Consider the following 23,268-nt stretch of genomic DNA (forward strand, 5'->3'; position numbering starts at 1 on the left):
ACATGAAAGTTTAGCAGCTTCCTGCCTGATCGTAGACGGTGGGAATTCCGAAGCACCAGAAGGCAGCGACAGGCTCCTACCAAATGTTCAGACCTTTATCACTTTACATCGGCCTGCGTTACACCGCAGCCAAACGACGCAATCACTTCATCTCCTTCATCTCCCTGACCTCCATGATCGGCCTGATGTTGGGCGTTGCAGTACTGATCATTGTTCTGTCGGTGATGAACGGTTTTGACCGCGAGCTCAAGCAGCGGATTCTGGGCATGGTGCCCCATGCGGTGATTCAGGGGAATCCGGAACTGCAGGACTGGGAATCGGTAGACCGGGAAGTCGAGCAGCATCCATCGGTTCTGGCGGCAGCGCCCTTTATCCAGGGCCAGGGTATGGTGACCGGTGGTGGAAACGTTCGGGGCGTGCTGCTCAATGGGGTTCTGCCAGAGCAGGAGCGCACCGTATCCATCATCGAGAACCATATGTTGAAAGGCGGGCTGGATGATCTCAGATCTGGCGAGTTCGGCATCATCATCGGTAAGCAGATGGCCTCGAGTCTCGGGCTGGACCTGGGTGACAAGGTCACCGTGGTGTTACCGGAAGCTTCGGTGACACCGGCCGGTGTGCTGCCGCGCCTGAAGCGTTTCACCGTCCAGGGGGTGTTCAGCGTTGGCGCCGAACTGGACGGCAATTACACCCTGATTCACATGGACGATGCATCGAAACTGATGCGCACCGGCGGCAAAGCCGAGGGTGTCCGACTTCTGGTAGACGACCTGTTCCAAGCGCCGCAGGTGGCCAGGGAGGTGGCGGGGCAGCTATCTGGTCGCCACTATATTTCCGACTGGACCCGGACCCACGGCAATCTGTTCCAGGCTATTCGCATGGAGAAAACCATGATCGGCCTGCTGCTGATGTTCATCGTGGCGGTGGCGGCATTCAACATTGTTTCAACGCTGGTCATGGTGGTTACCGACAAAACGGCGGACATTGCCATCCTCCGAACCATGGGCGCCACGCCCGGGCGAATCATGCGGATCTTTATAGTGCAGGGTGCGGTTATTGGTCTGACCGGCACGATTGTCGGAACCACTCTGGGTATCCTTGGTGCCTACAATATCAGCGCGTTTATTGCCTGGTTGGAAAACACCCTTGGCCATCAGTTCCTGAGTTCCGATGTGTATTTCATCAGCTATCTTCCGTCCCAGCTGTTGTGGCAGGACGTTTACATTATCAGCGGAGCAGGCCTTGCACTGAGCCTGCTGGCGACCATTTACCCGGCCTGGCGAGCGTCGCGGGTTGATCCGGCGGAGGCCCTTCGATATGAGTGATCAAGCATCCGTAAATCCGGACAGAACTCTGGTGATTGACTGCGAGAAAGTCACCCGGACCTACAGTGAAGGGCCCAGTGAACTGACGATTTTCTCGGATATATCACTGCAGGTGGTCGCTGGTGAAACCGTGGGCATTGTCGGTAGCAGTGGTGCCGGGAAAACCACGCTGCTGAACCTGCTCGGCGGGCTGGACCGTCCGTCTTCCGGGCACATTGATATCTGTGGACAGGACATTCACCGGCTCAGTGAGGCGGGCAGAGCCCGGTTCAGGAACCGGCACCTGGGGTTTGTGTACCAGTTTCATCATCTTCTGCCGGAATTTTCAGCGCTGGAAAATGTGATGTTGCCGGGCACCCTTGGCGGCATGTCCGTTCGCAAGGCCTCGGACCGGGCTGCGGCCATGCTTGAACGCGTGGGTCTGGGGCAGCGCCTGAGGCACAAGCCGGGTGAGTTGTCCGGGGGCGAACGTCAGCGAGTGGCGATTGCCCGTGCTCTGGTCAACGAGCCTGAATGCGTCCTGATGGACGAGCCTACTGGCAACCTGGATGAACAGACCGGTCGGGGCGTTCAGGAGCTGATCGAGTCACTGCGGGATCAGATTGGTATTGCTTTTGTGCTAGTGACCCACGACATGTCCATGGCCCGAAGCCTGGGCCGGGTGCTGAGGCTGGAACAGGGGCAGCTTTTTCAGGAGTCCTGAGCCGGCGGCTCCGGTTTGTCGATGTTCGCCCTTGCTGTAATTCGTTGCAGCCGCCGGTCGCGAATGCGCTCGCGCCAGTCTTTCCTGACCTTACGCCGCCAGAGGTACTGGATCACCAGATAGGCCAGGCAGCCGCAGATGGTTGCCACCAGAAGCGACCCAAGATAGAGAGGAATGCCGATATCCATCAGCCGACCACTGAGCCAGGTCCAGGAGAGCTGAAACTCGAAGTCCAGCAACGGGCGGTCGAGTACCACGGCGCCAATCTTGTAATTGAAATAGAAGATGGGCGGCATGGTGACCGGGTTGCTGATCCACACCAGGATGACTGACAGTGGCAGGTTGGCGTTAAACCAGATGGCAAAAAACGCCGCGGCAAGCATCTGGAACGGCATGGGAATAAACGTGAAGAAGATGCCGATCAGAAAGGCGCGGGCAACACTGTGACGATTGATGTGCCAGAGGTTGGGTTCATGCAGTATATCGCCAAGAAAGTGGAGCGATCTGATGGCCCTCACTCTTTCCGGCGTTGGTAAATACCGTTTCATGAACTTCTTTGGCATCGGGAAGTTCTGCTGACAATTAAGGGGACAGGGATTGTCCGGAAGTTTCAGGGCCAGGATCGGCCTTGCCTGCTTTGCTTGCGGCGTTATCTTACTGTATCGCCTGACAGCATTACCACCTTCGTACTGGCCTATCTTAGTGATGGGGTTGGTCTTTTTACCAGCCCTGTCTCTGTCTGGTGGCCAGGGGCGTGTCTGCTGGCTGGCGCTGGCGTCTGTTGTTGCCGGATTCGCCTGGGCCGCCTGGCATGCCGAAGCCCGTCTTGAGACACGGCTTCCATCAGCGTTTGAGGGCAGGGAGTTGGATGTGTCCGGCTATGTCTGCGGGGTGCCCGAGCCCGGCAGCTTTCAGAGCGTCCGGTTTCCTTTCTGTGTGACCCAGTGGCATGGCACTCAGCCTGACCCGGCCGGCCAGAAACTCCCATCACGGCTCCGGCTGGCCTGGTATGGCGATGACGCCAGTCTTCAGGTGCCCACCCGGTTAAAGCTCACTGTGATGCTTAAAAAACCCCACGGAGCCGTGAATCCCCGTGGCTTCCGCTACGAATCCTGGCTCTTCCGGCAGAACTACGGGGCAACGGGCACCATTCGTGCGGCAGGGGAAGACACTTCGGTGACCTGTGGCCTGCACTGTCATTATCACCAATGGCGCAGATCGGCCGTCGATGGCCTGATCCAGCGGTTGGGTTCCACTGAATCAGGGCCGCTGATTGCGTCATTGATGCTGGGGTATCGGGGCCAGTTGGACCCGTCACACTGGCAGGTTCTGAAAGCCACGGGCACCATTCATCTGGTCGCCATTTCGGGCCTGCATCTAGGGCTGGTGGCCATAGGCGCTGGTTTTCTGATCCGTCGGTGCCTGGTCTGGTTGCCGGAGCCCTGGATGCCGCCGGCCCGGTCCCGGTTGGTTCTGTTCCTGCTGGTGTGCCTGGCAAGCCTTGTGTATGCCCTGGCAGCAGGCTTTTCCGTGCCGACACGACGGGCATTGATCATGGTGGTTGTGGGTTGCTGGTGGGTGCTCCATGCCCGGCGCGGCCCGGCAAGCGATGCGGTGCTTCTGGCCCTGTTTCTGGTGCTTTTCATTGATCCTTTTTCACCTCTGGATCAGGGCTTCTGGTTGTCCTTCGGCGCAGTCGGAATCCTGACGCTGGTTTTTAGCGGCCTGCTTCGCCCAACAGCGTGGTGGCGCGGCCTGATTCTGGCGCAGGTGGCGATTTTCGCGCTGCTGTGGCCAATCCTGGCGTTTCTGGACCAGTCCCAGCCGCTAGTCGGCTTCTTTGCCAATCTGGTGGCCATTCCTTTGGTATCGCTGCTGATCATGCCGGCCGTGTTCCTGTGCGCCCTGGCCATGGTCATATTGCCCTGGGCGGACTGGCTGATCATCGGTGTGCTCGACTGGCTGTTGCAGGGGTTCTGGTGGTTTCTGCAGCAGGCGGCGAATCTGCACCTGCCGGAGCCCTCACCGGACATTCCCGAGCTGATCGGTGCCGCCGTGCTTGTGCCAATGGCTCTGATCCTGCCATTCCGGGGCTATCGGCTTGCGCTTGGGCTGACTGGAATGATTTGGTTGAGCGCGGCCGGAGGCCTCTGGTTTGGTGGCTCCGATTCAGTAAACGCCAGCGTAAGCCAACCGGAAATATGGGTCTGGGATGTGGGGCAGGGGCTGTCGATTTTGGTGCGTCACGGAGACCGGGTGTTGCTTTACGATACCGGGCCAGCGCTTGAAGGCGTCTATTCGGCGGTGGAGTCCGTCCTTGTCCCGAATCTGAAAGCCCTGGGTATCCACCGTATCAACACCCTGGTGATCAGCCATGCCGATGGCGATCATTCTGGCGGTCTGCCACTGCTGCTAGAGAATTTCGAGGTCGACTCGATTGTCAGTGGCGAGCCGGACCGGCTTGCGGAAAGTTCAGGGTTGGCACAGGACCTCGTCATTGGTCCATGCCCGACAGATTCTGACTGGTCGTTTGCGCCGGGGCTGGTGACCAGCGCCTGGCAACTGGGTAGGGATGACGAAGCTACGAGCCCAAAAGGCAACGATGCCTCCTGTGTGCTGACCCTGTCATTCAACAAAGGTCGTAAGGAACTGATTCTCAGCGGGGATATTTCGGTGGAAACCGAGCTGGCGTTTCTGGCCGAGCAATCGGCAGCGGCTGCCGAAATTGATCCATATCGCATGGTCCTCGCCCCACACCATGGCAGCCGGACATCGTCGTCCTCAGAGTGGGTGAACCGGCTTGCCCCGGACCTGGTGTTATTCACCGCCGGCTATCAGCACCGTTACGGGCACCCCCACCCGGATGTCGTCGCGCGCTATCAGGCGGCTGGCGCGCAGCTTCTCAATACCGCGACCTCAGGTGCCGTGCACCTGCTGGTCGGGCCGGACGGCGTCAGGGTGACCGAAACCCGAGAACGCGCGCCCTTCTGGATTGACCGGCACCGCTGATCCGCCGGTAAAGCCAGACCCTGTTCAAATTCCGCCAACCTGCGGGTGTGGCGACAACTGGCAGCTATGCTAAAGTAGCGCGGCTTGCAAACAATCAGGGAGACCAAGCGTGTTCGAGCTTCTGAAAGCGGGTGGCATCCTCATGGTGCCGATTCTTGCCTGTTCCATTATTGCCCTCGCCATTGTTCTTGAGCGGTTTTACAGCCTCAGACCCTCAAGGGTTGCGCCACAGCAGACCATTAACGAGCTCTGGCGCTGGATTAAAAAGAAAGAACTGAATGGCAGAAAGCTCAAGGCCCTTCAGGGCTCATCGCCGCTTGGGCGGATTCTGGCTGGCGGCCTGATGAACGCCAAGCATGGCCGGGAAATCATGAAAGAGAGCATTGAACACGAGGCCAGCCAGGTTATCCATGACCTTGAGCGGTTTCTCAATCCTCTTGGCACGATTGCCACCATTACGCCACTGCTTGGCCTTCTGGGCACGGTCATTGGCATGATCAAGGTGTTTGCGGAAATCCAGCTGGCCGGTGTCGGCAATGCCGGCAACCTTGCCGGCGGTATCTCCGAGGCCCTGATTACCACGGCATCCGGCCTGAGCGTGGCGATTCCTGCGCTGATCTGTCACCGCTACTTTATCCGCCGCGTTGACGAGCTGGTGGTCGGCATGGAACAGGAAGCCATCAAGCTGGTTGAAGTGGTCCACGGCGACCGCGAAATTGACGTGGAAGGAGCCTGAACACCGTGAAGTTCAAGCGCCAGAGAAGCCAGGAAGTCGGTGTCGATCTGACGCCGCTGATCGACGTTGTGTTTCTGCTGCTCATTTTCTTCATGGTTTCCACCACCTTCACCCGGGAAAGCCATCTGAATATAGAGCTGCCAGAGGCCAACGGTGAACGCTCGGAACAGCAGGCCGAACTGATCGATGTGGTCATCAACTCTGATGGCCAGTACCGGCTGAATGATCGGGAGCTGGTGAACAACCGTCGTGAAACCCTCGAGCGGGCGGTGACCGAACTGGCCGGCGGCGACACCTCCTTGCCATTCATCATTACCGCCGACGCACGAACACCCCATGAGTTTGTGGTGCGCGCCATGGACGTTGCCGGCTCACTGGGCTTTTCCAGACTGAGTATTACCACCGAAAGACAGGGTGAGCCCCAGTGAGCGAAGCCACTGAGACAGACCAGGGAAACCGGCGCCGTTCATCGGACTCAAGCTGGCAGATCTACAAGCGTTTGCTGAAATACGTCAAACCCTTCTGGTTTGCGTTCATGCTGGCCGTCATCGGTAACGTGATCTATGCCGTAGCCGCGACTGGAATGGCCGCTGCCATGGAATACGTCATAGCGGCTCTTGAGAACCCGACCGATGAAAACCGGATCTTGCTGACCGGGATGATTGTGGGGGTGTTTGCGCTCAGGGGTGTCGGGTTTTTCCTGAGCCAGTACTACATCAATTATGTGGGCCGGAACGTTATCAACGCACTGCGCAAGCAGGTTTTCGACAAGCTGCTGGCATTGCCGTCGCGGTTTTTCGATGAAAATGCGTCCGGAAGGCTGGTATCAAAACTGACGTTTAACGTAGAGCAGGTCGCCCAGGCCGCCAGTAATGCAATCACGATTATCCTTCGGGAAGGCCTCACGATCATTGGTCTTCTGTTGTTCATGATCTACACCAACTGGAAGCTCACCCTGGTCTTTCTGGCCGTTGGGCCGCTGATTGCGCTGGTGGTCAATTATGCCAGCCGCCGGTTCCGTAAAATCAGCCAGCGCATCCAGAGTTCGATGGGGGATATTACCCACGTTGCCTCGGAATCCATCAGCGGCTACCGGGTTGTCCGCACCTTTGGCGGCGAACAGTACGAGCGTGACCGTTTCCGCCGGGTCAGCGAGAAAAATCTGGAACAGAGCCTGAAAATGGCCACCACCCAGGCAATCAGCGTGCCGGTGATTCAGGTGCTGGTTGCCATTGCCATCGCGGCACTGGTGTGGACCATGCTGGCACCAGAAATTCGCGGCGCCATGACCACCGGTGAACTGGTGGCGTTCATTACCGCCGCCACTACCATGGCCAAGCCCATCCGCCAGGTAACTTCGGTTCACTCCAAGATCCAGAAGGGCGTTGCGGCTTCCCACGATGTGTTTTCCACCATTGATGAAAAACCCGAGAACGACACCGGCACCTACGCACCAGATCGGGTAGAAGGCGAGGTTGAATTCGATCACCTGTCGTTCCGTTATCGGGAACAGATGGATGACGTCCTGCAGGACATTTCGCTGACCATACCACCGGGGCAAAGCGTTGCTCTGGTGGGCCGGTCCGGCAGCGGCAAGTCCACGCTGGTAAGCCTGCTGCCGAGGTTCTATGAATTCACCGGTGGCGATATCCGTCTGGATGGGCACTCCCTGAAGGAATACTCCCTGGAAGCCCTGCGGGCCCAGATTGCTCTGGTGACCCAGAATGTAGTGCTTTTCAACGATACCATCGCTGCGAACATCGCCTATGGCGTACTACGGGACTGCCCCGAAGAGCAGATCCGTGAGGCCGCGGCCAAAGCCCATGCCCTGGAATTCATTGATCGCATGCCGGAGGGCCTGCAGACCATGATCGGTGATAACGGGGTGATGCTGTCGGGCGGTCAGCGCCAGCGCCTGGCCATCGCCCGCGCGCTGCTGAAGGATGCGCCGGTTCTGATTCTCGACGAGGCGACGTCGGCACTGGATACTGAGTCCGAACGCCATATCCAGGAAGCACTGGAATATGTCATGAAAGGTCGCACCACGCTGGTGATTGCCCACCGCCTGTCCACCATCGAGAAAGCCGATCGCATTCTGGTCATGGATGGCGGGCGCATTATCGAATCCGGCCGGCACAGTGAACTTCTGGCGCAGGGCGGGGCTTATGCTCAACTCCATCAGATGCAGTTCAGCGAGCAGGGATGAGATCCCGGGTTGATCGGCTCTGGTACGGCAAGGGGCGGCCGCTCTGGCCGCTCTACCCGCTGGCCTGGCTCTACAGGTTTATCGCCGAGCATCGCCGTCGGGCCGCCTGGCAGGCAAAGGATTCTCCGATTTCCGTGCCAGTGGTTGTGGTCGGCAATATTACCGCCGGTGGCACCGGAAAATCCCCCCTGACGGCCATGCTGGCCCGGCTACTGAAACAGGAAGGTTGGTGCCCGGTGATTCTCACCCGCGGCTATGGCGGCAAATCCGATCATTACCCATTGCAGGTGTTGCCGGATACCGCCGCTGCCGTGGCCGGTGATGAGCCGGTGATGCTTGCGGCCCAGGCCAAATGCCCAGTGGTGGTTGATCCGGATCGGCGCCAGGGAGCGCTCTGGGCCCTGGATCAGGGCCTGGGCAATATCATGCTTTGTGACGATGGTCTTCAGCATTACCGGCTTCCCCGGGATATCGAACTGGCGGTGTTCGATGGCCAGCGAGGGCTTGGCAACGGTGCACCGATTCCCGTCGGGCCCCTGCGTGAACTGCCTGAACGCCTCGAATCCGTGGACTTTGTGATCACCAATGGCGGCTGGCTGGAGGAAATAGAGCATTCGCAGCAATACACCATGACACTGGTACCGACCTGTATCCGGCATCTAGCCACTGGCCGAACCCTGCCTCTGGCCGACATTCGTGGAAAATCCGTGATGGCAGTAGCCGGTATAGGCAATCCCGGCCGGTTTTTCGATACACTGAGAAGCCTCGGGGCAAGGCTCAGCGAACGGGCGCTTCCGGACCACCACCGGTTCACCGCGCAGGACCTTCGCTGTGAGCACCCGGACCAGTGGCTGGTGATGACTGCCAAAGATGCGGTGAAATGTCGCGACCTGGCGCCGGATAATGCCTGGGTGCTGGAGGTCGAGGCACAGCTTCCTGACGCATTCGCCCTGGCATTCATGTCAGCCGTGGAAGCCGCCGGACGATCCATGGCCGCTGCCCCTTCAACCGATAAAGAGAAGTAATATGGACAAGAAACTGATGGCCCTGCTGGCCTGTCCCGTCTGCAAAGGGGACCTGAAGTTGAACAAGGAGCGCACGGAACTGGTGTGCTACATGGACGCCATGGCGTTTCCGATCCGCGAAGGGATACCGGTGATGTTAAGCTCTGAAGCACGCACACTCAGCACCGACGAGCGTCTGGATAAACGCTAACAGGAATTAATATGTCGTACATTGTGGTGATTCCCGCCCGATATGCCTCCACCCGATTGCCGGGCAAGCCGCTGGCGGACATTGGCGGCAAGCCCATGGTTCAGCATGTCTATGAGCGGGCCTGCGAGAGCGGCGCCTCCCGCGTGGTAATTGCAACAGACAATAGCCGGATCGAGAACGCCTGCCGCCAGTTTGGCGCCGAAGTGGTCATGACCTCGGCCGACCATGCCAGCGGGACTGACCGCCTGGAAGAAGTCGCCCGCAAACTGGAATTCGACCCCCGGGACCGCGTGGTGAACGTGCAGGGGGACGAACCGCTGATACCGCCCGCGCTGATCGATCAGGTCGCTGACAATCTCGAAGCTTTTCCGGAGGCTTCCATTGCAACCCTCTGCGAGCCAATCACCGACACCGCTACCCTTTTCAATCCTAACGTGGTCAAGGTAGTCACCGATGCCAGGGGCATGGCGCATTATTTCAGCCGGGCTCCCATTCCCTGGGCAAGGGAAGAATGGAGCGCAGGCCTGTCATCCCCGGGAAACCGGCCGATGCCGGCCAGTGCTCATTACTTCCGGCACATTGGCATCTATGGCTACCGCGTAAGCCTGCTGCGGGCCTTTGTTGACTGGTCGCCGGCGCCGACTGAGGTGACCGAGTCGCTGGAACAGCTGCGAGCGCTGTACAACGGCGCGTTGATTCATGTGGCCCAGGCCAGCGAAAAGCCCGCGGCCGGCGTGGATACCCAGCAGGATCTGGAACGGCTCAGGGCGATGGTTGATAAAAGCGGGGTGCTTCATGAGTAAATCGGTAAGCGTACTGTTTGTGTGCCTGGGAAATATCTGTCGGTCCCCCACGGCAGAGGGTGTCTTTCGCAAGGTTGTTGAGGATGCGGGGCTTGCAGACCGAGTGACTATTGATTCCTGTGGCACCGGTGACTGGCATGTGGGCAAGGCGCCGGACACCAGGGCGCAGGCGGCGGCCGCAAAGCGGGGCGTCGATATCAGTGGCCTGCGGGCGCGTCAGTTTCAGGCCTCGGATCTGAATGAATTTGATTACGTGCTGGTGATGGATCAGCAGAACCTGGCGGATGTGGAACGCATCCGTGCAGGCAATGAGGGCACCCGTCCTGAGCTGTTCCTGAGCTATGGCCAGTCCCGTCACACCCAGGTGCCCGACCCCTACTATGGCGGTGACCAGGGCTTTGAAACGGTGCTGGACCTGATTAACGATGCCAGCGATGGACTTCTCGCACAGTTAAAGGAAAGACTGGCTTGAGCCTTGGCCCAGCCATTCGTGAGTGGGTCAGCCTGCGGGAAAAAAACAGCCTTGGTATTGCCGCAAAGGCGCGTTATTTCGTCCAGGTCCGATCCATTGGCGAACTCGCCGAAGCGTTGGACTGGGCCGCCCGCCAGGGCCTTGGAACGCTGATTCTGGGGGGTGGTAGTAACCTGGTGTTTGCCGGCGATTTCCCTGGTCTGGTTCTGCAGGTGTCGATCAATGGGCGTTGCTGGCAAGACATTGAAAACGACTCCGCCATACTCGCCTTGGGTGCCGGGGAATCCTGGCATGACTGCGTGCTCTATGCCGCAGGGGCAGGATATCGAGGGATTGAGAATCTCGCCTTGATACCCGGCACAGTGGGCGCGGCACCGGTGCAGAATATCGGTGCCTATGGCAGCGAACTGGCAGACACCCTGGTGGATCTGACGGCGCTGGACCGCACCACCGGTGAGGAGGTTCAGCTGACCTGTGACCAGTGCCAGTTCAGCTACCGCGACAGCCTTTTCAAGCATCAGCCAGGGCGTTATGTGATCATCAAGGTGCGGTTGCGACTGTCCCGCACCCGTGACCTGCAACTGGGCTACCGGGACCTGACTGACTACCTGGATGGTCAGGACACCAGTCGGCTGACTCCTCTGGATGTGGCGCATGCGGTGATGGCGGTACGACGCCGTAAACTGCCTGACCCGGCCCAGCTTCCCAACGCAGGCAGCTTTTTCAAGAATCCGGTTCTGTCTCTTGATGCGTGGCACGCTTTCAAAAAGAAGTACCCTGATGCAGCCGGCTACCCCGGGGAAACCTCCGCCAAAGTGGCCGCGGCCTGGCTGATTGACCAGTGTGGCTGGAAGGGGTATCGGGACGAGCGCGTTGGCGTCCATAACCGGCAGGCACTGGTGCTGGTCAACCACTCGGACGGCAATGGGCAGGATATCCTGGACCTGGCGGCCCGAATCCGCGAGGACGTCCGGTTACGCTTCGGTATTGAACTGGAAATGGAGCCCGGCGTTGTCGGCGAGGTTTCCGCCGGGCCCTGAGGGTTGATTAAAGCCCGTTTCTGGGCGACTGGTTGATCAGGAAGGGCAGGGCCTCGTCCAGCGCAATGTCCTGCTTGTCGGCATCGCGACGGCCCTTGTATTCCAGGGTCTGGGCTTCCAGCCCCCGGTCGGATACCACAAGACGATGGGGTATGCCGATCAGCTCGATATCGGCAAACTTTACGCCCGGGCGCTCTTTTCGGTCGTCGAGCAGCACGTCAAAGCCGGCCTGCCTGAGCTGGGTGTAAAGCCGCTCGCCTGCCTCCTGAACCGCCGGTGACTTGTGGCCGTTCAGTGTCACGATAGCGACCTCGAACGGGGCGATGGCCTCCGGCCAGATGATGCCCTTGTCGTCATGGTTCTGTTCAATGGACGCGGCGACGATGCGGGACACGCCAATGCCGTAGCATCCCATTTCCAGGATGTTGGCCTTACCGTTTTCATCCAGCACGGTGGCGTTCATGGCGCTGCTGTACTTGTTGCCCAGTTTGAAGATGTGCCCCACTTCAATGCCCCGACGGATTTCCAGGGTGCCCTTGCCATCGGGACTGGCGTCGCCTTCCACCACATCGCGAAGGTCCTCAACCCGGGGTAGCGGCAGATCGCGCTCCCAGTTAACGCCGGTCAGGTGGAAATCATCCTTGTTGGCACCACAGACGAAATCTGCCAGGTGTGCAGCGCTGCGGTCCACGATGACCGGCACCGGCAGATTCACCGGCCCGATAGAACCGGCTTTGCAGCCAACGGCCTGTTCGATTTCCTCATCGGTGGCCATGGTCAACGGCTCGGCAATGCCCGGTAGGTTTTCAGCCTTGATTTCGTTCAGGTTATGATCGCCGCGCAGAACCAGGGCGACCAGTCCACTGTTGCCGTTCTCATCCTCTTCAGCTTTCACCAGCAGGGTTTTGACCGTAGTGCTGGCCTCAATGCTCAGAAAGTTGGCAATGTCACTGATGGTGCGCTGCCCTGGGGTGTTTGTTTCTTTCATATCAACGGTGGGCGCGGGGCGAGGGCCCTGGGGCGGCAGTGCCACCGCTTTTTCGATGTTGGCGGCGTAATCGCTGTCGGTGCTGAACACGATGGCGTCTTCGCCGGATGAGGCCAGTACGTGGAACTCATGGGAGGCACTGCCACCGATGGCGCCGGAATCTGCCTCTACCGGGCGATAGTCCATTCCCAGGCGGTCGAAGATGGCGCAATAGGTGCGATGCATGACCTGATAGGTGTCGTTGAGTGACTCCTTGTTCAGGTGAAAAGAGTAGGCGTCTTTCATGATAAATTCACGGGCGCGCATGACGCCAAAACGCGGGCGGCGTTCATCACGGAACTTGGTCTGGATCTGATAGAAATTGGCCGGCAGCTCTTTGTAGCTTTTCAGTTCGTTGCGAACCAGGTCAGTGATGACTTCTTCATGGGTCGGACCAAAGCAGAAGTCACGGCCATGGCGGTCCTGCATGCGCAGCAGTTCGCCGCCGTACTGTACCCAGCGTCCGGATTCCTGCCAGAGTTCGGAGGGCTGCACGGCGGGCATCAGCACTTCCTGGGCACCACTCTTGTCCATTTCTTCGCGCACGATTCGCTCAACCTTGCGCAATACCCGAAGCCCGAGTGGCAGCCATGTATAAAGACCGGCGGCCAGCTTGCGGATCATTCCGGCCCTGAGCATCATCTGATGGCTGATGATCTCGGCGTCTGCGGGGGTCTCTTTCTGGGTGGCAATCAGATAACGGCTTGCTTGCATAATGGGATCCGTCGGCATTTATTGAGATGGGTGATCTGTCCGAAAGTCTGCTTTCAAAGACCGGGAGTGCCCGCTATTGTACGGAGCGAATCAGACAAGGTACAGATCAACACAGATCAACAAGGTACGGACAAAAGGCTGACATTGGAGACCATTGGATGAGTTTGACAGCACAGCAACTGGGCGAGCTAATCCGTGCCGGGGTGCCCATGGCAGAGGACATCGGTTTCACGGTGGACGAGGCCGGTGAGGGCTTTGCCAGGACCCGGCTGGTGTTTTCACAGCGGCTGATACGCCCCGGTGGAACCCTATCCGGGCCGGTCCAGATGGCCCTGGCCGATGCCTCCATGTATGCGGCCGTGATGGCAACCATTGGTCAGGTCGAGATGGCGGTGACCAGCAACTTGTCGATCAATTTCCTGGAAAAACCCGCCCCGGGGGACCTGATTGCCGATGCGACAGTGCTGCGCCTGGGGCGACGGCTCGCCTTTTGCGAAGTTCGTCTGTTGTCGCCGGATGCGGAAACCGGTGAGGACACCCTCGTGGCCCACGTGACCGGCAGTTATGCCTTGCCCGGCAACCGCTGATTGCCGGCCGTTTCGGCCGTTGGTGTAGGGATCAGCTCAGGTACCCCAGTGGCAGCGATGTGCTGTCGATCACCCGCCTTAACACGAAACTGGAGTGTACGCCGCTGACTCCCTGAATACGGGTGATGCGGTTCAGCAGAAAGTGGTGGTAATGGTCCATATCCGGCACCACCACCTTGAGCATGTAGTCGGCGTCCTGGCCGGTGATCAGATAGCACTCCTGAACTTCCGGATATTCGCCCACCTTTGCTTCGAATTCAGCAAAACGCTCCGGTGTGTGGCGGTCCATGCCGATCAGGATGATGGCAGTCAGCGATAGCCCCAGTTTCTTATGATCCAGAATGGTTACCTGGCGCAGGATGATGCCGGATTCTTCCAGTGCACGGACCCGGCGCAGGCAGGGCGATGGGGACAGACCCACCTTGTCGGCCAGTTCCTGGTTGGTCAGTGAACCGTCTTTCTGCAACTGTTCCAGTATATTCCGGTCGATCCGGTCAATTTTTATCAGTGGCTGGCTGTTTACCGACATAAAAAATCACCTTTTATGTTTCTGGCGCAATTAAAGTCTAATAAATAGTCTTTCAGGGCTAAAAAAGCAATCATTAACCCCGTCTGATTGGTTAGCATGTGTTTCATCACAGAAATCCATTGTGTCGGCGCCCGCACGTCGGCAAAACAGGGACTAAACGTCATGGCATTCGATCACCGCAAATACATCCCGTTCAGACCGGTTGCAAAAACCGATCGCCGTTGGCCCGATCAGGTCATTGAGAAGGCGCCCCGCTGGTGCGCGGTGGATCTGCGGGACGGCAATCAGGCGCTGGTCAAGCCCATGACAGTTGCACAGAAACAGCGGTTGTTCGATCTGCTGGTCAAGGTAGGCTTCAAGGAAATTGAAATCGGTTTCCCTGCGGCCAGCCAGCCGGATTTTGATTTCTGCCGCAAGCTGATTGAAGAGAACAGGATTCCGGATGATGTACAGATTCAGGTGCTCACCCAGGCACGTCCGGAGCTGATCGAGCGCACTTACAAGGCACTCGAAGGGGCCAGAAAGGCCATTGTTCACGTGTACAACTCAACCTCTACCGTCCAGCGCGAGCAGGTGTTCGGCATGGACCGGGAGGGTGTCAAAGAGATTGCGGTAAACGGTGCCCGGGTGGTGAAAGCCATTGCCGAGAAGTATCCGGACACCCAGTGGACGTTCCAGTATTCCCCGGAAAGCTTCACTGGCACTGAACTGGATTACGCAGCGGAAGTCATTGACGCCGTCAACGATGTCTGGCGCCCGGACCAGGGCCAGCCGGTGGTGATCAACCTGCCGGCTACCGTCGAAATGGCAACGCCGAACGTATTCGCGGACCAGATCGAGTGGATCAACGACCGTCTCCGCTACCGGGAACACATCGCCATCAGTGTGCACACCCACAACGACCGGGGTTGCGCCGTTGCGGCTGCAGAACTGGCGGTCATGGCCGGTGCAGACCGGGTTGAGGGTACGCTGATGGGCAACGGCGAGCGTACCGGCAATATGGACCTGGTTACCATGGCCATGAACCTGTATTCCCAGGGCGTTGATCCGACCCTGGACCTGTCCGGCATGGCCGAAATCACCGATGTGGTGGAAGCCTGCACTGAGATCTCGACTCATCCCCGGCACCCTTATGCTGGCGAACTGGTGTTCACCGCGTTTTCCGGCAGCCACCAGGATGCCATCCGCAAATGCCTGGCCAGACGCAACGACGATGATCTGTGGAACGTGGCCTATCTGCCGATTGATCCCCGTGATCTGGGGCGCCGCTATGAAGAAGTAGTCCGTATCAACAGCCAGTCGGGCAAGGGCGGTGTGGCCTATGTACTGGAGCGGGATTACAACATCAGCCTGCCACGCTGGCTGCAGATCGAATTCAGCAAGGTGGTGCAGCGGGAAGCCGAGATCAACGGCGGTGAAATCGACTCGTTGACCATCCACCGGTTGTTTGAAAGCCGCTATCTGAGAGTAGACAAGGCCTGGGAGCTGCGCTCCTACGATCTGCATCGGGATGATAACGGGGTGAAGGCAACGGTCAGCATTGGCCCGGAAAGCAGCCCCACAACCATCAGCGGCCATGGATTGGGTGCCGTTGAGGCAGTGTCTGCCGCCCTGGAAAAACTGTTTGATGTGTCGATTGCGGTAGAGGCCTATGACGAGTTTGCCCTGAGTGAGGGCACCAGTGCCAACGCTCTGGCCTGCATCCGCGTGACGGCAAACGGTCAACACTGCAGCGCCGCCGCCCTGGCGGAAGACACCACGTCAGCGACCTTGCAGGCGCTGTTCTCGGCGGTGTCGCAGGTGGTCGAAATAGAGCCGTCCGTAGCCTGAACTTTTGACCCTTCAGCAAACGAAAAAGCCGGCTCGCGCCGGCTTTTTCTTATCCCTGTGCCCGTGAGGGGCAGAGGGCGGGATTGGTAACAGCAGCCCTGGATCAGACTGGCGTCACGTTCTCCGCCTGTGGGCCTTTGGGGCCCTGGGTCACAGTGAACTGCACCTGCTGACCTTCGGTCAGGGTGCGGAATCCGCTGGAGTTGATTGCACTATAGTGAACGAATACGTCACTGCCACCGTCCTGAGCAATAAAGCCAAAGCCTTTGGACTCGTTGAACCACTTAACCTGGCCTGTTTTTGTGTCTGACATTGATCTTTCCTGTATTTCTGCAATTTTCCCTCACGGGACGTTCAAGCTATTTTTCAAGCTTTTTTCAGTATAGACCGCCTATGGGGGGCGTCAACGCCTCGGAACAAGAATCCATCAACCCTTCAACTGCACGCTGATTTCCTCAAGAATGGCAGGGTCGTCGATGGTGCTGGGTACCTTGTATTCTTCGCCATCAGCGATCTGCCGTATTACCCTGCGCAGAATTTTTCCGGACCGGGTCTTGGGCAAACGTTCAACCACCAGCGCCCGGCGGAAGCAGGCAATGGCACCAATGCGGTCCCGCATCATTTCCACCAGTTCCTCTTCCAGCTCGTCGTGGCTTATAGTGGCGCCGTCCTTTACCATCACCAGCCCGATCGGCACCTGACCTTTCATGTCGTCCTGGGCGCCCACAACACAGCATTCCGCGATGGCAGGGTGGCTGGCGAGAACTTCTTCCATTTCGCCAGTGGACAACCGGTGCCCGGCGACATTGATGACATCGTCGGTCCGCCCCATCACGAACACGTAGCCGTCCTCGTCCACAAAACCGCCGTCACCGGATGTGTAGAACCCGGGAATCGGATCCAGGTAGGTTTTCCGGAAGCGCTCGTCATCGCCCCAGACGGTAGTCATGCAACCCGGTGGCAGTGGCAATTTGACTGCAATCTGGCCCTGCTCACCGGCCGGCATCTGCGAGCCTTTAAAGTCAACAACCTGAACGTTGAAGCCGGGGGAGGGAAAGGTTGCCGAGCCCGGTTTCGTGGTCATCTGCTCGATGCCCACCGGGTTACAGCAGATGGCCCAGCCGGTCTCTGTCTGCCACCAATGGTCCAGGACGGGAAGGCTGGTGTGTTCTTTCAGCCATTCATAGGTAGCCGGGTCAAGCCTTTCTCCGGCCAGGAACAGGCGCTTCAGTGAACTGATGTCGTACCGGCTCATCAGGTCTGCTTCCGGGTCCTCCTTGCGAACCGCCCGGAAAGCCGTGGGCGCAGTAAACAGGAAATTGACCTTGTGGTCCTGAACGACGCGCCAGAAGGCGCCGGCATCCGGTGTCTTGACCGGTTTGCCTTCAAAAAGAATGGTGGTGCAGCCCGCCAGAAGCGGGCCATAAACGATATAGCTGTGGCCCACGACCCAGCCAACGTCGGACGCTGCCCAGAACACATCCCCGGGGCCGGCGTTGTAGACCAGGTCCATGCTGTAACGCATGGCTACCGCATGGCCGCCGTTGTCCCGGACAACGCCTTTGGGTTTGCCGGTAGTTCCGGAGGTGTAAAGAATATAGAGCGGGTCGGTGGCGGCAACCGGCACGGGGGTAGCCGGCGTGGCGTCCGCCACCATTTCCTGCCAGTCAAAGTCGCGCCCGGACGTCATTGTGGCTGCGACCTGGGGGCGCTGATAGATCACACAGAATTCGGGTTTGTGCTGCGCCTGCTCGATGGCTTTGTCGACCAGCGGCTTGTATTCGATGATCTTCTGTACTTCGATTCCGCAAGAGGCGGTAATGACCGCTTTCGGTGAGGCGTCGTCAATTCTGACCGCAAGTTCGTTGGCCGCAAATCCGCCAAACACCACCGAGTGAACCGCGCCAATCCGTGCACAGGCGAGCATGGCGACGACTGCCTGCGGAATCATCGGCATGTAGATGATGACCCGGTCGCCTTTCTCAATGCCACGGCTTTTCAGGGCGCCTGCAAACAGGGCTACTTCCTGGGTCAGTTCATTGTAGGTGTAGGTGAGCTGGCTGCCGGTAACGGGGGAATCATAGATGAGGGCGTTCTGGTTTCCACGCCCGGCGCGTATATTGGCGTCCAGAGCGGCATCGCAGGTGTTGATCAGGCCGTCGGGAAACCATTGGCCATGGCCATTATCGGTGGGGGTCCATATGGTTTTCGGGGGTTCAATCCAGCTGACATCGGCCGCTTTTTCCCGCCAGAACTCGTCGGGAGTGTCCATCGAACGCCTGAATTCTGCCTCGTATCCCATACGTTCCACCTTGCTGTTCCCGCTGCGTTTTTTTCAGGATGAAAATCTGCTCAGGATCAAAGTAAGGCGGTTTAAAAATCTGGGCCAGTAGACCATCGGCTAAGGGTTTACCGAGGTCACCTTCGCTTCGATCCGGCCCTTGGCGACGCGGGCGGTGACCGAGTCGCCAACATTCAGGCCGTCGGCATCACGAACGATACCGCCGCCACTGTCCTGGACGATGGCGTAACCCCGTCCCAGGGTAGCCAGGGGGCTGACCACGTTGAGCGTTTGCGCCAGGTGCTCAAGTCTGTTGGTCTGTCGTTCCAGGCGCTGGCTGATGGACGCCACAAGACGCTCATCAAGGCCTTTGAGGCTGCTCTTGCTGTCAGCCAGGCGACGAGAAGGGGACTGCATTGCCAATCGCTGGCTCAGATGGGCTGATTGAACTCTGGAGCGGTCCAGGCGCTGATGAATTGCCTTGCCGAGGCGAACATCCAGTTCGTCCATCCGCTGGGCCTTGTCCATCAGCTGCCGTCTCGGGTCGCGAAGGCGGGCCGTCAGGTGTCTGAGGGAGGTTTCCATGCGGGTCAGCGCCCGTCGCGCAGCGCCAGCAAGGCGGAGCTCGCTTTGCTGCAGCTGTTTTATCCAGGCGGTCTGATCCGGTGAGATTTTTTCTGCTGCGGCCGAGGGAGTCGGCGCCCGCAGATCTGCGACAAAGTCAGCGATGGTCACGTCCACCTCATGGCCGACGGCGCTGACCGTGGGCAGGGCTGATGCGGCGATTGCCCGGGCAACGGCCTCTTCATTAAAGCACCAAAGGTCTTCCAGCGAACCGCCGCCACGGCTGATAATCAGGACATCAGCGACACCATGAGCGTTGGCGGCCTGAATTGCCCTGACGATGTCACCGGTTGCAGCTTTGCCCTGAACGGCGGTTGGGTAGAGTGTCACCGGAATCGCCGGACAGCGCCGGGCCAGCACTGTGAGGATGTCGTGGATGGCCGCACCGGTTGGGGAGGTCACCACGCCAATATGCCGGGGCAGGGGTGGCAACGGTTTCTTGCGGCTTTCATCAAACAGGCCTTCCTGTTGTAGCCGTGCTTTCAGGGCTTCGAAGGCCTGCTGCAACGCGCCGGCGCCAGCCGGTTCTATCTGCTCAACGATAATCTGGAAGTCGCCCCGGTTCTCATAAAGTGTGACCTTGCCACGAATCCGGACCTGGTCACCTTCCTTCGGTATATCCCTTACCCGTTGGTTGAAGCCACGAAACATGGCGCAGCGAATCTGGCACTTTTTATCTTTCAGTGAAAAATACCAGTGGCCGGAGGAGGGGCGTGACAGGCTGGACAATTCACCCTCCACCCAGACCTGAAGAAAACTGGCCTCCAGAAGATGTTTCACCTGATGATTCAGTTCACTGACGGAAAGCGCCCGGGTCAAATCAGAACTCCAGCTGGTTGTATACGCAAATGCCGAAAAAGGGAAAGCAAAAGTAACGGAATTTCAGAAAGATGCAAATGGCAGCCCGATGGTCGGCGGTTTACTGTCAATCACCACGCATTTATAATAGGTCGATTAAGAATTTTGCTTTGCCGCTACTTCCTGACAGTGAATCGGGAGCCGGCATCGGAATTCTCCAATCTAGCATGTTCAAAAGGCGGATCCCAATGCTGCGAATTGCCGAAGAAGCCCTCACGTTTGACGATGTTCTGCTGGTTCCGGGGCGCTCAGAGGTCCTGCCCCACCAGGTTAACCTGAAAACCCAACTGACAAAGGGTATCGACCTCAACATTCCGTTGCTGTCATCAGCCATGGATACGGTCACCGAGGCCGACCTGGCCATTGCCATGGCTCAGGAAGGCGGCATCGGCATCATGCACAAGAGCATGTCCGTGGAGCAGCAGGCTGCTGCGGTTCGCAAGGTCAAGAAATACGAAAGCGGCGTGGTCAAGGATCCGATCACAGTCACCCCCGAAACCACCGTCCGCGAGCTGGTGGACATCACCACTGCCAACAACATATCGGGGCTTCCGGTGGTCGATGGCAGGGACCTGGTTGGTATAGTGACCGGCCGTGATATCCGGTTCGAAAGCCGGATGGACACGCTGGTTCGCGAAATCATGACCGGCAAGGACCGTCTGGTTACCGTCAAGGAGGGGGCCGACCTCGAAGACGTCAAGGAGCTGTTGCACCGCAACCGCATTGAAAAAGTGCTGGTGGTGAATGACAACTTTGAGCTGCGCGGCCTGATCACGGTCAAAGACATTCAGAAAGCCAAGGATTACCCGCTTGCCTGCAAGGATGACCAGGGTCGTCTGCGAGTTGGCGCTGCCGTGAGCACCGGTGGTGACACCGACGCGCGGGTTGGCGCACTGGTAGAGGCAGGCGTTGATGTGATCGTTGTCGACACCGCCCATGGCCACTCGAAAGGCGTGATTGACCGGGTTCGCTGGATCAAGCAGACCTTCCCCGATGTTCAGGTGATCGGTGGCAACATCGCAACCGCGGCGGCGGCCATTGACCTCGCAGACGCCGGCGCCGACGCGGTGAAAGTGGGCATCGGCCCCGGTTCCATTTGCACAACGCGGATTGTGGCGGGCATTGGTGTGCCTCAGATTACCGCCGTATCCAACGTTGCTGCGGCCATGCTGGAGCGCGGTGTACCGGTGATTGCAGATGGCGGCATCCGATTCTCTGGCGACATCTCCAAGGCTATCGCAGCGGGCGCGCACAGCGTGATGATTGGCAGCCTGCTCGCCGGCACGGATGAGGCCCCGGGTGAGGTCGAACTGTTCCAGGGCCGCAGTTACAAGGCCTATCGTGGGATGGGTTCCATTGGCGCCATGGGTCAGGGTTCCGGTGACCGTTACTTCCAGGACGCCAGTAAAGGCATCGAGAAGCTGGTGCCGGAAGGTATTGAAGGCCGCGTTGCCTGCAAAGGTCCCATGCGAAACATCGTTCATCAGTTGATGGGCGGCCTGCGGGCTTCCATGGGCTACACCGGTAGCGCCACCATGGAAGAAATGCGCACCAAGCCGGAATTCGTCCGGATCACCAATGCGGGCATGCGGGAGAGCCACGTGCATGACGTGACCATTACCAAAGAAGCGCCCAACTACCGCATCGGCTAATCGGTTTCCGACAAGCGCGACCCTTAACCGGTTCGCGCTTTTTTCTTTCTGATCTGAGGATTTCATGGCTCACAACATTCACGACCACCGCATTCTGATTCTCGATTTCGGTTCCCAGTACACCCAGCTGATTGCGCGCCGGGTTCGTGAGATCGGCGTCTACTGCGAAGTCAGGGCGTTCGATATCACCGAAGAGGAACTGGCCGATTTCGCGCCCAAGGGAATCATTCTCGCCGGTGGCCCCGAATCCGTGACCCAGCTCGGCGGCCCCAGGGCACCGGAAGGTCTGTTTGAGCGTGGAATCCCGATCCTCGGTATCTGCTATGGCATGCAGACCATGGCCGAGCAGCTGGGCGGACGTGTCGCCAGCTCCGAGAAGCGTGAATTTGGCTATGCCCAGGTCAAGGTCAGAGCCGAAGGTCCATTGCTCAAAGACATCACCGATCACCTGACAGCCACCGGCGAATCCCTGCTGGATGTATGGATGAGCCATGGCGACAAAGTTGTCCAGATGCCTGACGGCTTCGAGCTCCTGGCTTCTACGGAAAGCGCGCCGATTGCTGCCATGCAGGATGTCTCACGGAACCTGTATGGCGTTCAGTTCCACCCGGAAGTCACCCATACGCTGCAGGGCAAGCGTATCCTCGAGCATTTCGTGCACAACATCTCAGGCTGCGAAGCGCTCTGGACTCCCGCAAAAATTGTTGATGATGCGGTAGAGCAGATTCGCAGTCAGGTGGGCAAGGACAAAGTCCTGCTGGGCCTTTCTGGCGGAGTCGACAGTTCGGTGACGGCGGCGCTTCTGCACAAGGCCATTGGCGACCAGTTAACCTGCGTATTTGTGGATAACGGCCTGCTGCGCCTGCACGAGGGCGATCAGGTGATGGACATGTTCGCCAGCAACATGGGCGTCAAGGTGATCCGGGTGGATGCGGAAGATCTGTTTCTGTCCAAGCTCAAGGGTGTCGACGACCCCGAGGCCAAGCGCAAGATCATCGGTAACACCTTCATTGACGTTTTTGACAGCGAAGCGGCGACCATCACGGATGTGAACTGGCTGGCCCAGGGCACTATTTACCCGGATGTCATAGAATCTGCCGCCTCCAAGACCGGTAAGGCCCATGTGATCAAGTCCCACCATAATGTGGGCGGGCTGCCGGAAACCATGAAAATGAAGCTGGTGGAGCCGCTTCGGGAGCTGTTCAAGGATGAAGTGCGCCGCATCGGCCTTGAACTTGGCCTGCCTTACGATATGGTCTACCGCCATCCCTTCCCGGGGCCTGGCCTTGGCGTGCGGATTCTGGGCGAAGTGAAGAAAGAATACGCGGATATTCTTCGCAGGGCAGACGCCATTTTCCTGGAAGAGCTGCACCGGGCGGACTTCTACCACAAAACCAGCCAGGCCTTTGCCGTATTCCTACCGGTGAAATCCGTGGGCGTGGTGGGCGATGCCCGCCGATACGAATATGTGGTTGCACTGCGCGCCGTGGAAACCATTGATTTCATGACCGCCCGCTGGGCCCACCTTCCTTATGAGCTGCTGGAAACCGTTTCTAACCGGATTATCAACGAGATCGAGGGTGTCTCCCGGGTGACTTACGACGTGTCATCCAAGCCGCCTGCGACCATTGAGTGGGAGTGACGGGAAACCGACTTT

21 protein-coding genes are annotated in these 23,268 nt (G+C 58.6%); 15 read left to right on the plus strand and 6 right to left on the minus strand.

Features of this window, described 5'->3' with window-relative positions:
* Positions 1-83: 83 nt before the first annotated feature.
* Positions 84-1,325 (plus strand): lipoprotein-releasing ABC transporter permease subunit, encoded by a 1,242-nt coding sequence (locus E5Q11_RS02570; protein WP_135801827.1) that lies wholly within the window; start codon positions 84-86, stop codon positions 1,323-1,325.
* Complete coding sequence (locus E5Q11_RS02575) at positions 1,318-2,028, plus strand: ABC transporter ATP-binding protein (protein WP_135801828.1); 711 nt, start codon at positions 1,318-1,320, stop codon at positions 2,026-2,028. Before E5Q11_RS02570 ends, E5Q11_RS02575 begins: the two co-directional genes overlap by 8 nt.
* On the opposite strand, the gene E5Q11_RS02580 is transcribed toward E5Q11_RS02575, so the two are convergent.
* Complete coding sequence (locus E5Q11_RS02580) at positions 2,016-2,591, minus strand: DUF2062 domain-containing protein (RefSeq protein WP_135801829.1); 576 nt, start codon at positions 2,589-2,591, stop codon at positions 2,016-2,018. The two genes, E5Q11_RS02575 and E5Q11_RS02580, sit on opposite strands and share 13 nt — an antisense overlap.
* A gap of 34 nt (positions 2,592-2,625) precedes the next feature.
* Here E5Q11_RS02580 and E5Q11_RS02585 point away from each other — a divergent pair, with 34 nt between their 5' ends.
* From E5Q11_RS02585 to murB, 9 genes are all read left to right on the plus strand, one after another.
* Positions 2,626-5,037: a DNA internalization-related competence protein ComEC/Rec2 gene (locus E5Q11_RS02585; protein ID WP_135801830.1), complete on the plus strand. Its 2,412-nt coding sequence runs from the start codon at positions 2,626-2,628 to the stop codon at positions 5,035-5,037.
* A 109-nt stretch (positions 5,038-5,146) separates the two neighbouring features.
* Positions 5,147-5,773, plus strand: coding sequence for a MotA/TolQ/ExbB proton channel family protein (locus E5Q11_RS02590; RefSeq protein ID WP_135801831.1), 627 nt, complete (start codon positions 5,147-5,149; stop codon positions 5,771-5,773).
* Between the two features lie 5 nt (positions 5,774-5,778).
* On the plus strand, positions 5,779-6,201 hold the full coding sequence (locus E5Q11_RS02595; protein ID WP_135801832.1) for an ExbD/TolR family protein: 423 nt from the start codon (positions 5,779-5,781) through the stop codon (positions 6,199-6,201).
* Complete coding sequence (gene msbA / locus E5Q11_RS02600; protein ID WP_135801833.1) at positions 6,198-7,979, plus strand: lipid A export permease/ATP-binding protein MsbA; 1,782 nt, start codon at positions 6,198-6,200, stop codon at positions 7,977-7,979. Before E5Q11_RS02595 ends, msbA begins: the two co-directional genes overlap by 4 nt.
* A complete protein-coding gene (gene lpxK / locus E5Q11_RS02605) occupies positions 7,976-9,004 on the plus strand; it encodes a tetraacyldisaccharide 4'-kinase (RefSeq protein ID WP_135801834.1) in 1,029 nt (342 codons plus the stop codon). Before msbA ends, lpxK begins: the two co-directional genes overlap by 4 nt.
* A 1-nt stretch (position 9,005) precedes the next feature.
* Positions 9,006-9,194: a Trm112 family protein gene (locus E5Q11_RS02610; RefSeq protein ID WP_135801835.1), complete on the plus strand. Its 189-nt coding sequence runs from the start codon at positions 9,006-9,008 to the stop codon at positions 9,192-9,194.
* An 11-nt stretch (positions 9,195-9,205) separates the two neighbouring features.
* Complete coding sequence (gene kdsB / locus E5Q11_RS02615; protein ID WP_135801836.1) at positions 9,206-9,997, plus strand: 3-deoxy-manno-octulosonate cytidylyltransferase; 792 nt, start codon at positions 9,206-9,208, stop codon at positions 9,995-9,997.
* Positions 9,990-10,469, plus strand: coding sequence for a low molecular weight protein-tyrosine-phosphatase (locus E5Q11_RS02620; protein ID WP_135801837.1), 480 nt, complete (start codon positions 9,990-9,992; stop codon positions 10,467-10,469). Before kdsB ends, E5Q11_RS02620 begins: the two co-directional genes overlap by 8 nt.
* Positions 10,466-11,509, plus strand: a complete 1,044-nt coding sequence (gene murB / locus E5Q11_RS02625) for a UDP-N-acetylmuramate dehydrogenase (protein ID WP_135801838.1) — start codon at positions 10,466-10,468, stop codon at positions 11,507-11,509. Before E5Q11_RS02620 ends, murB begins: the two co-directional genes overlap by 4 nt.
* Positions 11,510-11,516: 7 nt before the next feature.
* Here murB and E5Q11_RS02630 read toward each other — a convergent pair whose 3' ends face one another.
* Positions 11,517-13,250, minus strand: coding sequence for a proline--tRNA ligase (locus E5Q11_RS02630; RefSeq protein ID WP_135801839.1), 1,734 nt, complete (start codon positions 13,248-13,250; stop codon positions 11,517-11,519).
* 164 nt (positions 13,251-13,414) lie between these two features.
* Here E5Q11_RS02630 and E5Q11_RS02635 point away from each other — a divergent pair, with 164 nt between their 5' ends.
* Positions 13,415-13,837 (plus strand): PaaI family thioesterase, encoded by a 423-nt coding sequence (locus E5Q11_RS02635; RefSeq protein ID WP_228260627.1) that lies wholly within the window; start codon positions 13,415-13,417, stop codon positions 13,835-13,837.
* Positions 13,838-13,868: 31 nt separating this feature from the next.
* Here E5Q11_RS02635 and E5Q11_RS02640 read toward each other — a convergent pair whose 3' ends face one another.
* Positions 13,869-14,366: an Lrp/AsnC family transcriptional regulator gene (locus tag E5Q11_RS02640; RefSeq protein WP_135801841.1), complete on the minus strand. Its 498-nt coding sequence runs from the start codon at positions 14,364-14,366 to the stop codon at positions 13,869-13,871.
* A 162-nt stretch (positions 14,367-14,528) separates the two neighbouring features.
* On the opposite strand from E5Q11_RS02640, the gene leuA reads away from it, so the two are divergent.
* The gene (leuA, locus tag E5Q11_RS02645) at positions 14,529-16,196 is read left to right on the plus strand and encodes a 2-isopropylmalate synthase (RefSeq protein ID WP_135801842.1); all 1,668 of its coding nucleotides are present in this window, start codon (positions 14,529-14,531) and stop codon (positions 16,194-16,196) included.
* 103 nt (positions 16,197-16,299) lie between these two features.
* On the opposite strand, the gene E5Q11_RS02650 is transcribed toward leuA, so the two are convergent.
* The 3 genes from E5Q11_RS02650 to xseA all read right to left on the minus strand — a co-directional run bounded on the left by E5Q11_RS02650 (position 16,300) and on the right by xseA (position 19,920).
* The gene (locus E5Q11_RS02650) at positions 16,300-16,509 is read right to left on the minus strand and encodes a cold-shock protein (protein ID WP_135801843.1); all 210 of its coding nucleotides are present in this window, start codon (positions 16,507-16,509) and stop codon (positions 16,300-16,302) included.
* A 114-nt stretch (positions 16,510-16,623) separates the two neighbouring features.
* Positions 16,624-18,507, minus strand: a complete 1,884-nt coding sequence (locus tag E5Q11_RS02655; protein WP_263641509.1) for a propionyl-CoA synthetase — start codon at positions 18,505-18,507, stop codon at positions 16,624-16,626.
* 90 nt (positions 18,508-18,597) lie between these two features.
* Positions 18,598-19,920, minus strand: a complete 1,323-nt coding sequence (gene xseA / locus E5Q11_RS02660) for an exodeoxyribonuclease VII large subunit (protein WP_135801845.1) — start codon at positions 19,918-19,920, stop codon at positions 18,598-18,600.
* A gap of 227 nt (positions 19,921-20,147) precedes the next feature.
* Here xseA and guaB point away from each other — a divergent pair, with 227 nt between their 5' ends.
* Entirely contained in the window at positions 20,148-21,611 is a 1,464-nt protein-coding gene (gene guaB / locus E5Q11_RS02665; protein ID WP_135801846.1) for an IMP dehydrogenase, read from the plus strand.
* A 64-nt stretch (positions 21,612-21,675) separates the two neighbouring features.
* Positions 21,676-23,253 (plus strand): glutamine-hydrolyzing GMP synthase, encoded by a 1,578-nt coding sequence (gene guaA / locus E5Q11_RS02670; RefSeq protein WP_135801847.1) that lies wholly within the window; start codon positions 21,676-21,678, stop codon positions 23,251-23,253.
* Positions 23,254-23,268 lie beyond the last annotated feature (15 nt).

This window comes from Marinobacter confluentis (assembly GCF_004785685.1).
GTDB lineage: Bacteria > Pseudomonadota > Gammaproteobacteria > Pseudomonadales > Oleiphilaceae > Marinobacter > Marinobacter confluentis.

Coding starts and splice junctions, on each gene's coding strand:
- guaB (WP_135801846.1), top strand. CDS start 20,148: ATGCTGCGAATTGCCGAAGAAGCCCTCACGTTTGACGATGTTCTGCTG.
- E5Q11_RS02580 (WP_135801829.1), bottom strand. CDS start 2,591: ATGCCAAAGAAGTTCATGAAACGGTATTTACCAACGCCGGAAAGAGTG.
- E5Q11_RS02575 (WP_135801828.1), top strand. CDS start 1,318: ATGAGTGATCAAGCATCCGTAAATCCGGACAGAACTCTGGTGATTGAC.
- E5Q11_RS02610 (WP_135801835.1), top strand. CDS start 9,006: ATGGACAAGAAACTGATGGCCCTGCTGGCCTGTCCCGTCTGCAAAGGG.
- guaA (WP_135801847.1), top strand. CDS start 21,676: ATGGCTCACAACATTCACGACCACCGCATTCTGATTCTCGATTTCGGT.
- E5Q11_RS02620 (WP_135801837.1), top strand. CDS start 9,990: ATGAGTAAATCGGTAAGCGTACTGTTTGTGTGCCTGGGAAATATCTGT.
- E5Q11_RS02630 (WP_135801839.1), bottom strand. CDS start 13,250: ATGCAAGCAAGCCGTTATCTGATTGCCACCCAGAAAGAGACCCCCGCA.
- E5Q11_RS02570 (WP_135801827.1), top strand. CDS start 84: ATGTTCAGACCTTTATCACTTTACATCGGCCTGCGTTACACCGCAGCC.
- leuA (WP_135801842.1), top strand. CDS start 14,529: ATGGCATTCGATCACCGCAAATACATCCCGTTCAGACCGGTTGCAAAA.
- kdsB (WP_135801836.1), top strand. CDS start 9,206: ATGTCGTACATTGTGGTGATTCCCGCCCGATATGCCTCCACCCGATTG.
- E5Q11_RS02650 (WP_135801843.1), bottom strand. CDS start 16,509: ATGTCAGACACAAAAACAGGCCAGGTTAAGTGGTTCAACGAGTCCAAA.
- lpxK (WP_135801834.1), top strand. CDS start 7,976: ATGAGATCCCGGGTTGATCGGCTCTGGTACGGCAAGGGGCGGCCGCTC.
- E5Q11_RS02640 (WP_135801841.1), bottom strand. CDS start 14,366: ATGTCGGTAAACAGCCAGCCACTGATAAAAATTGACCGGATCGACCGG.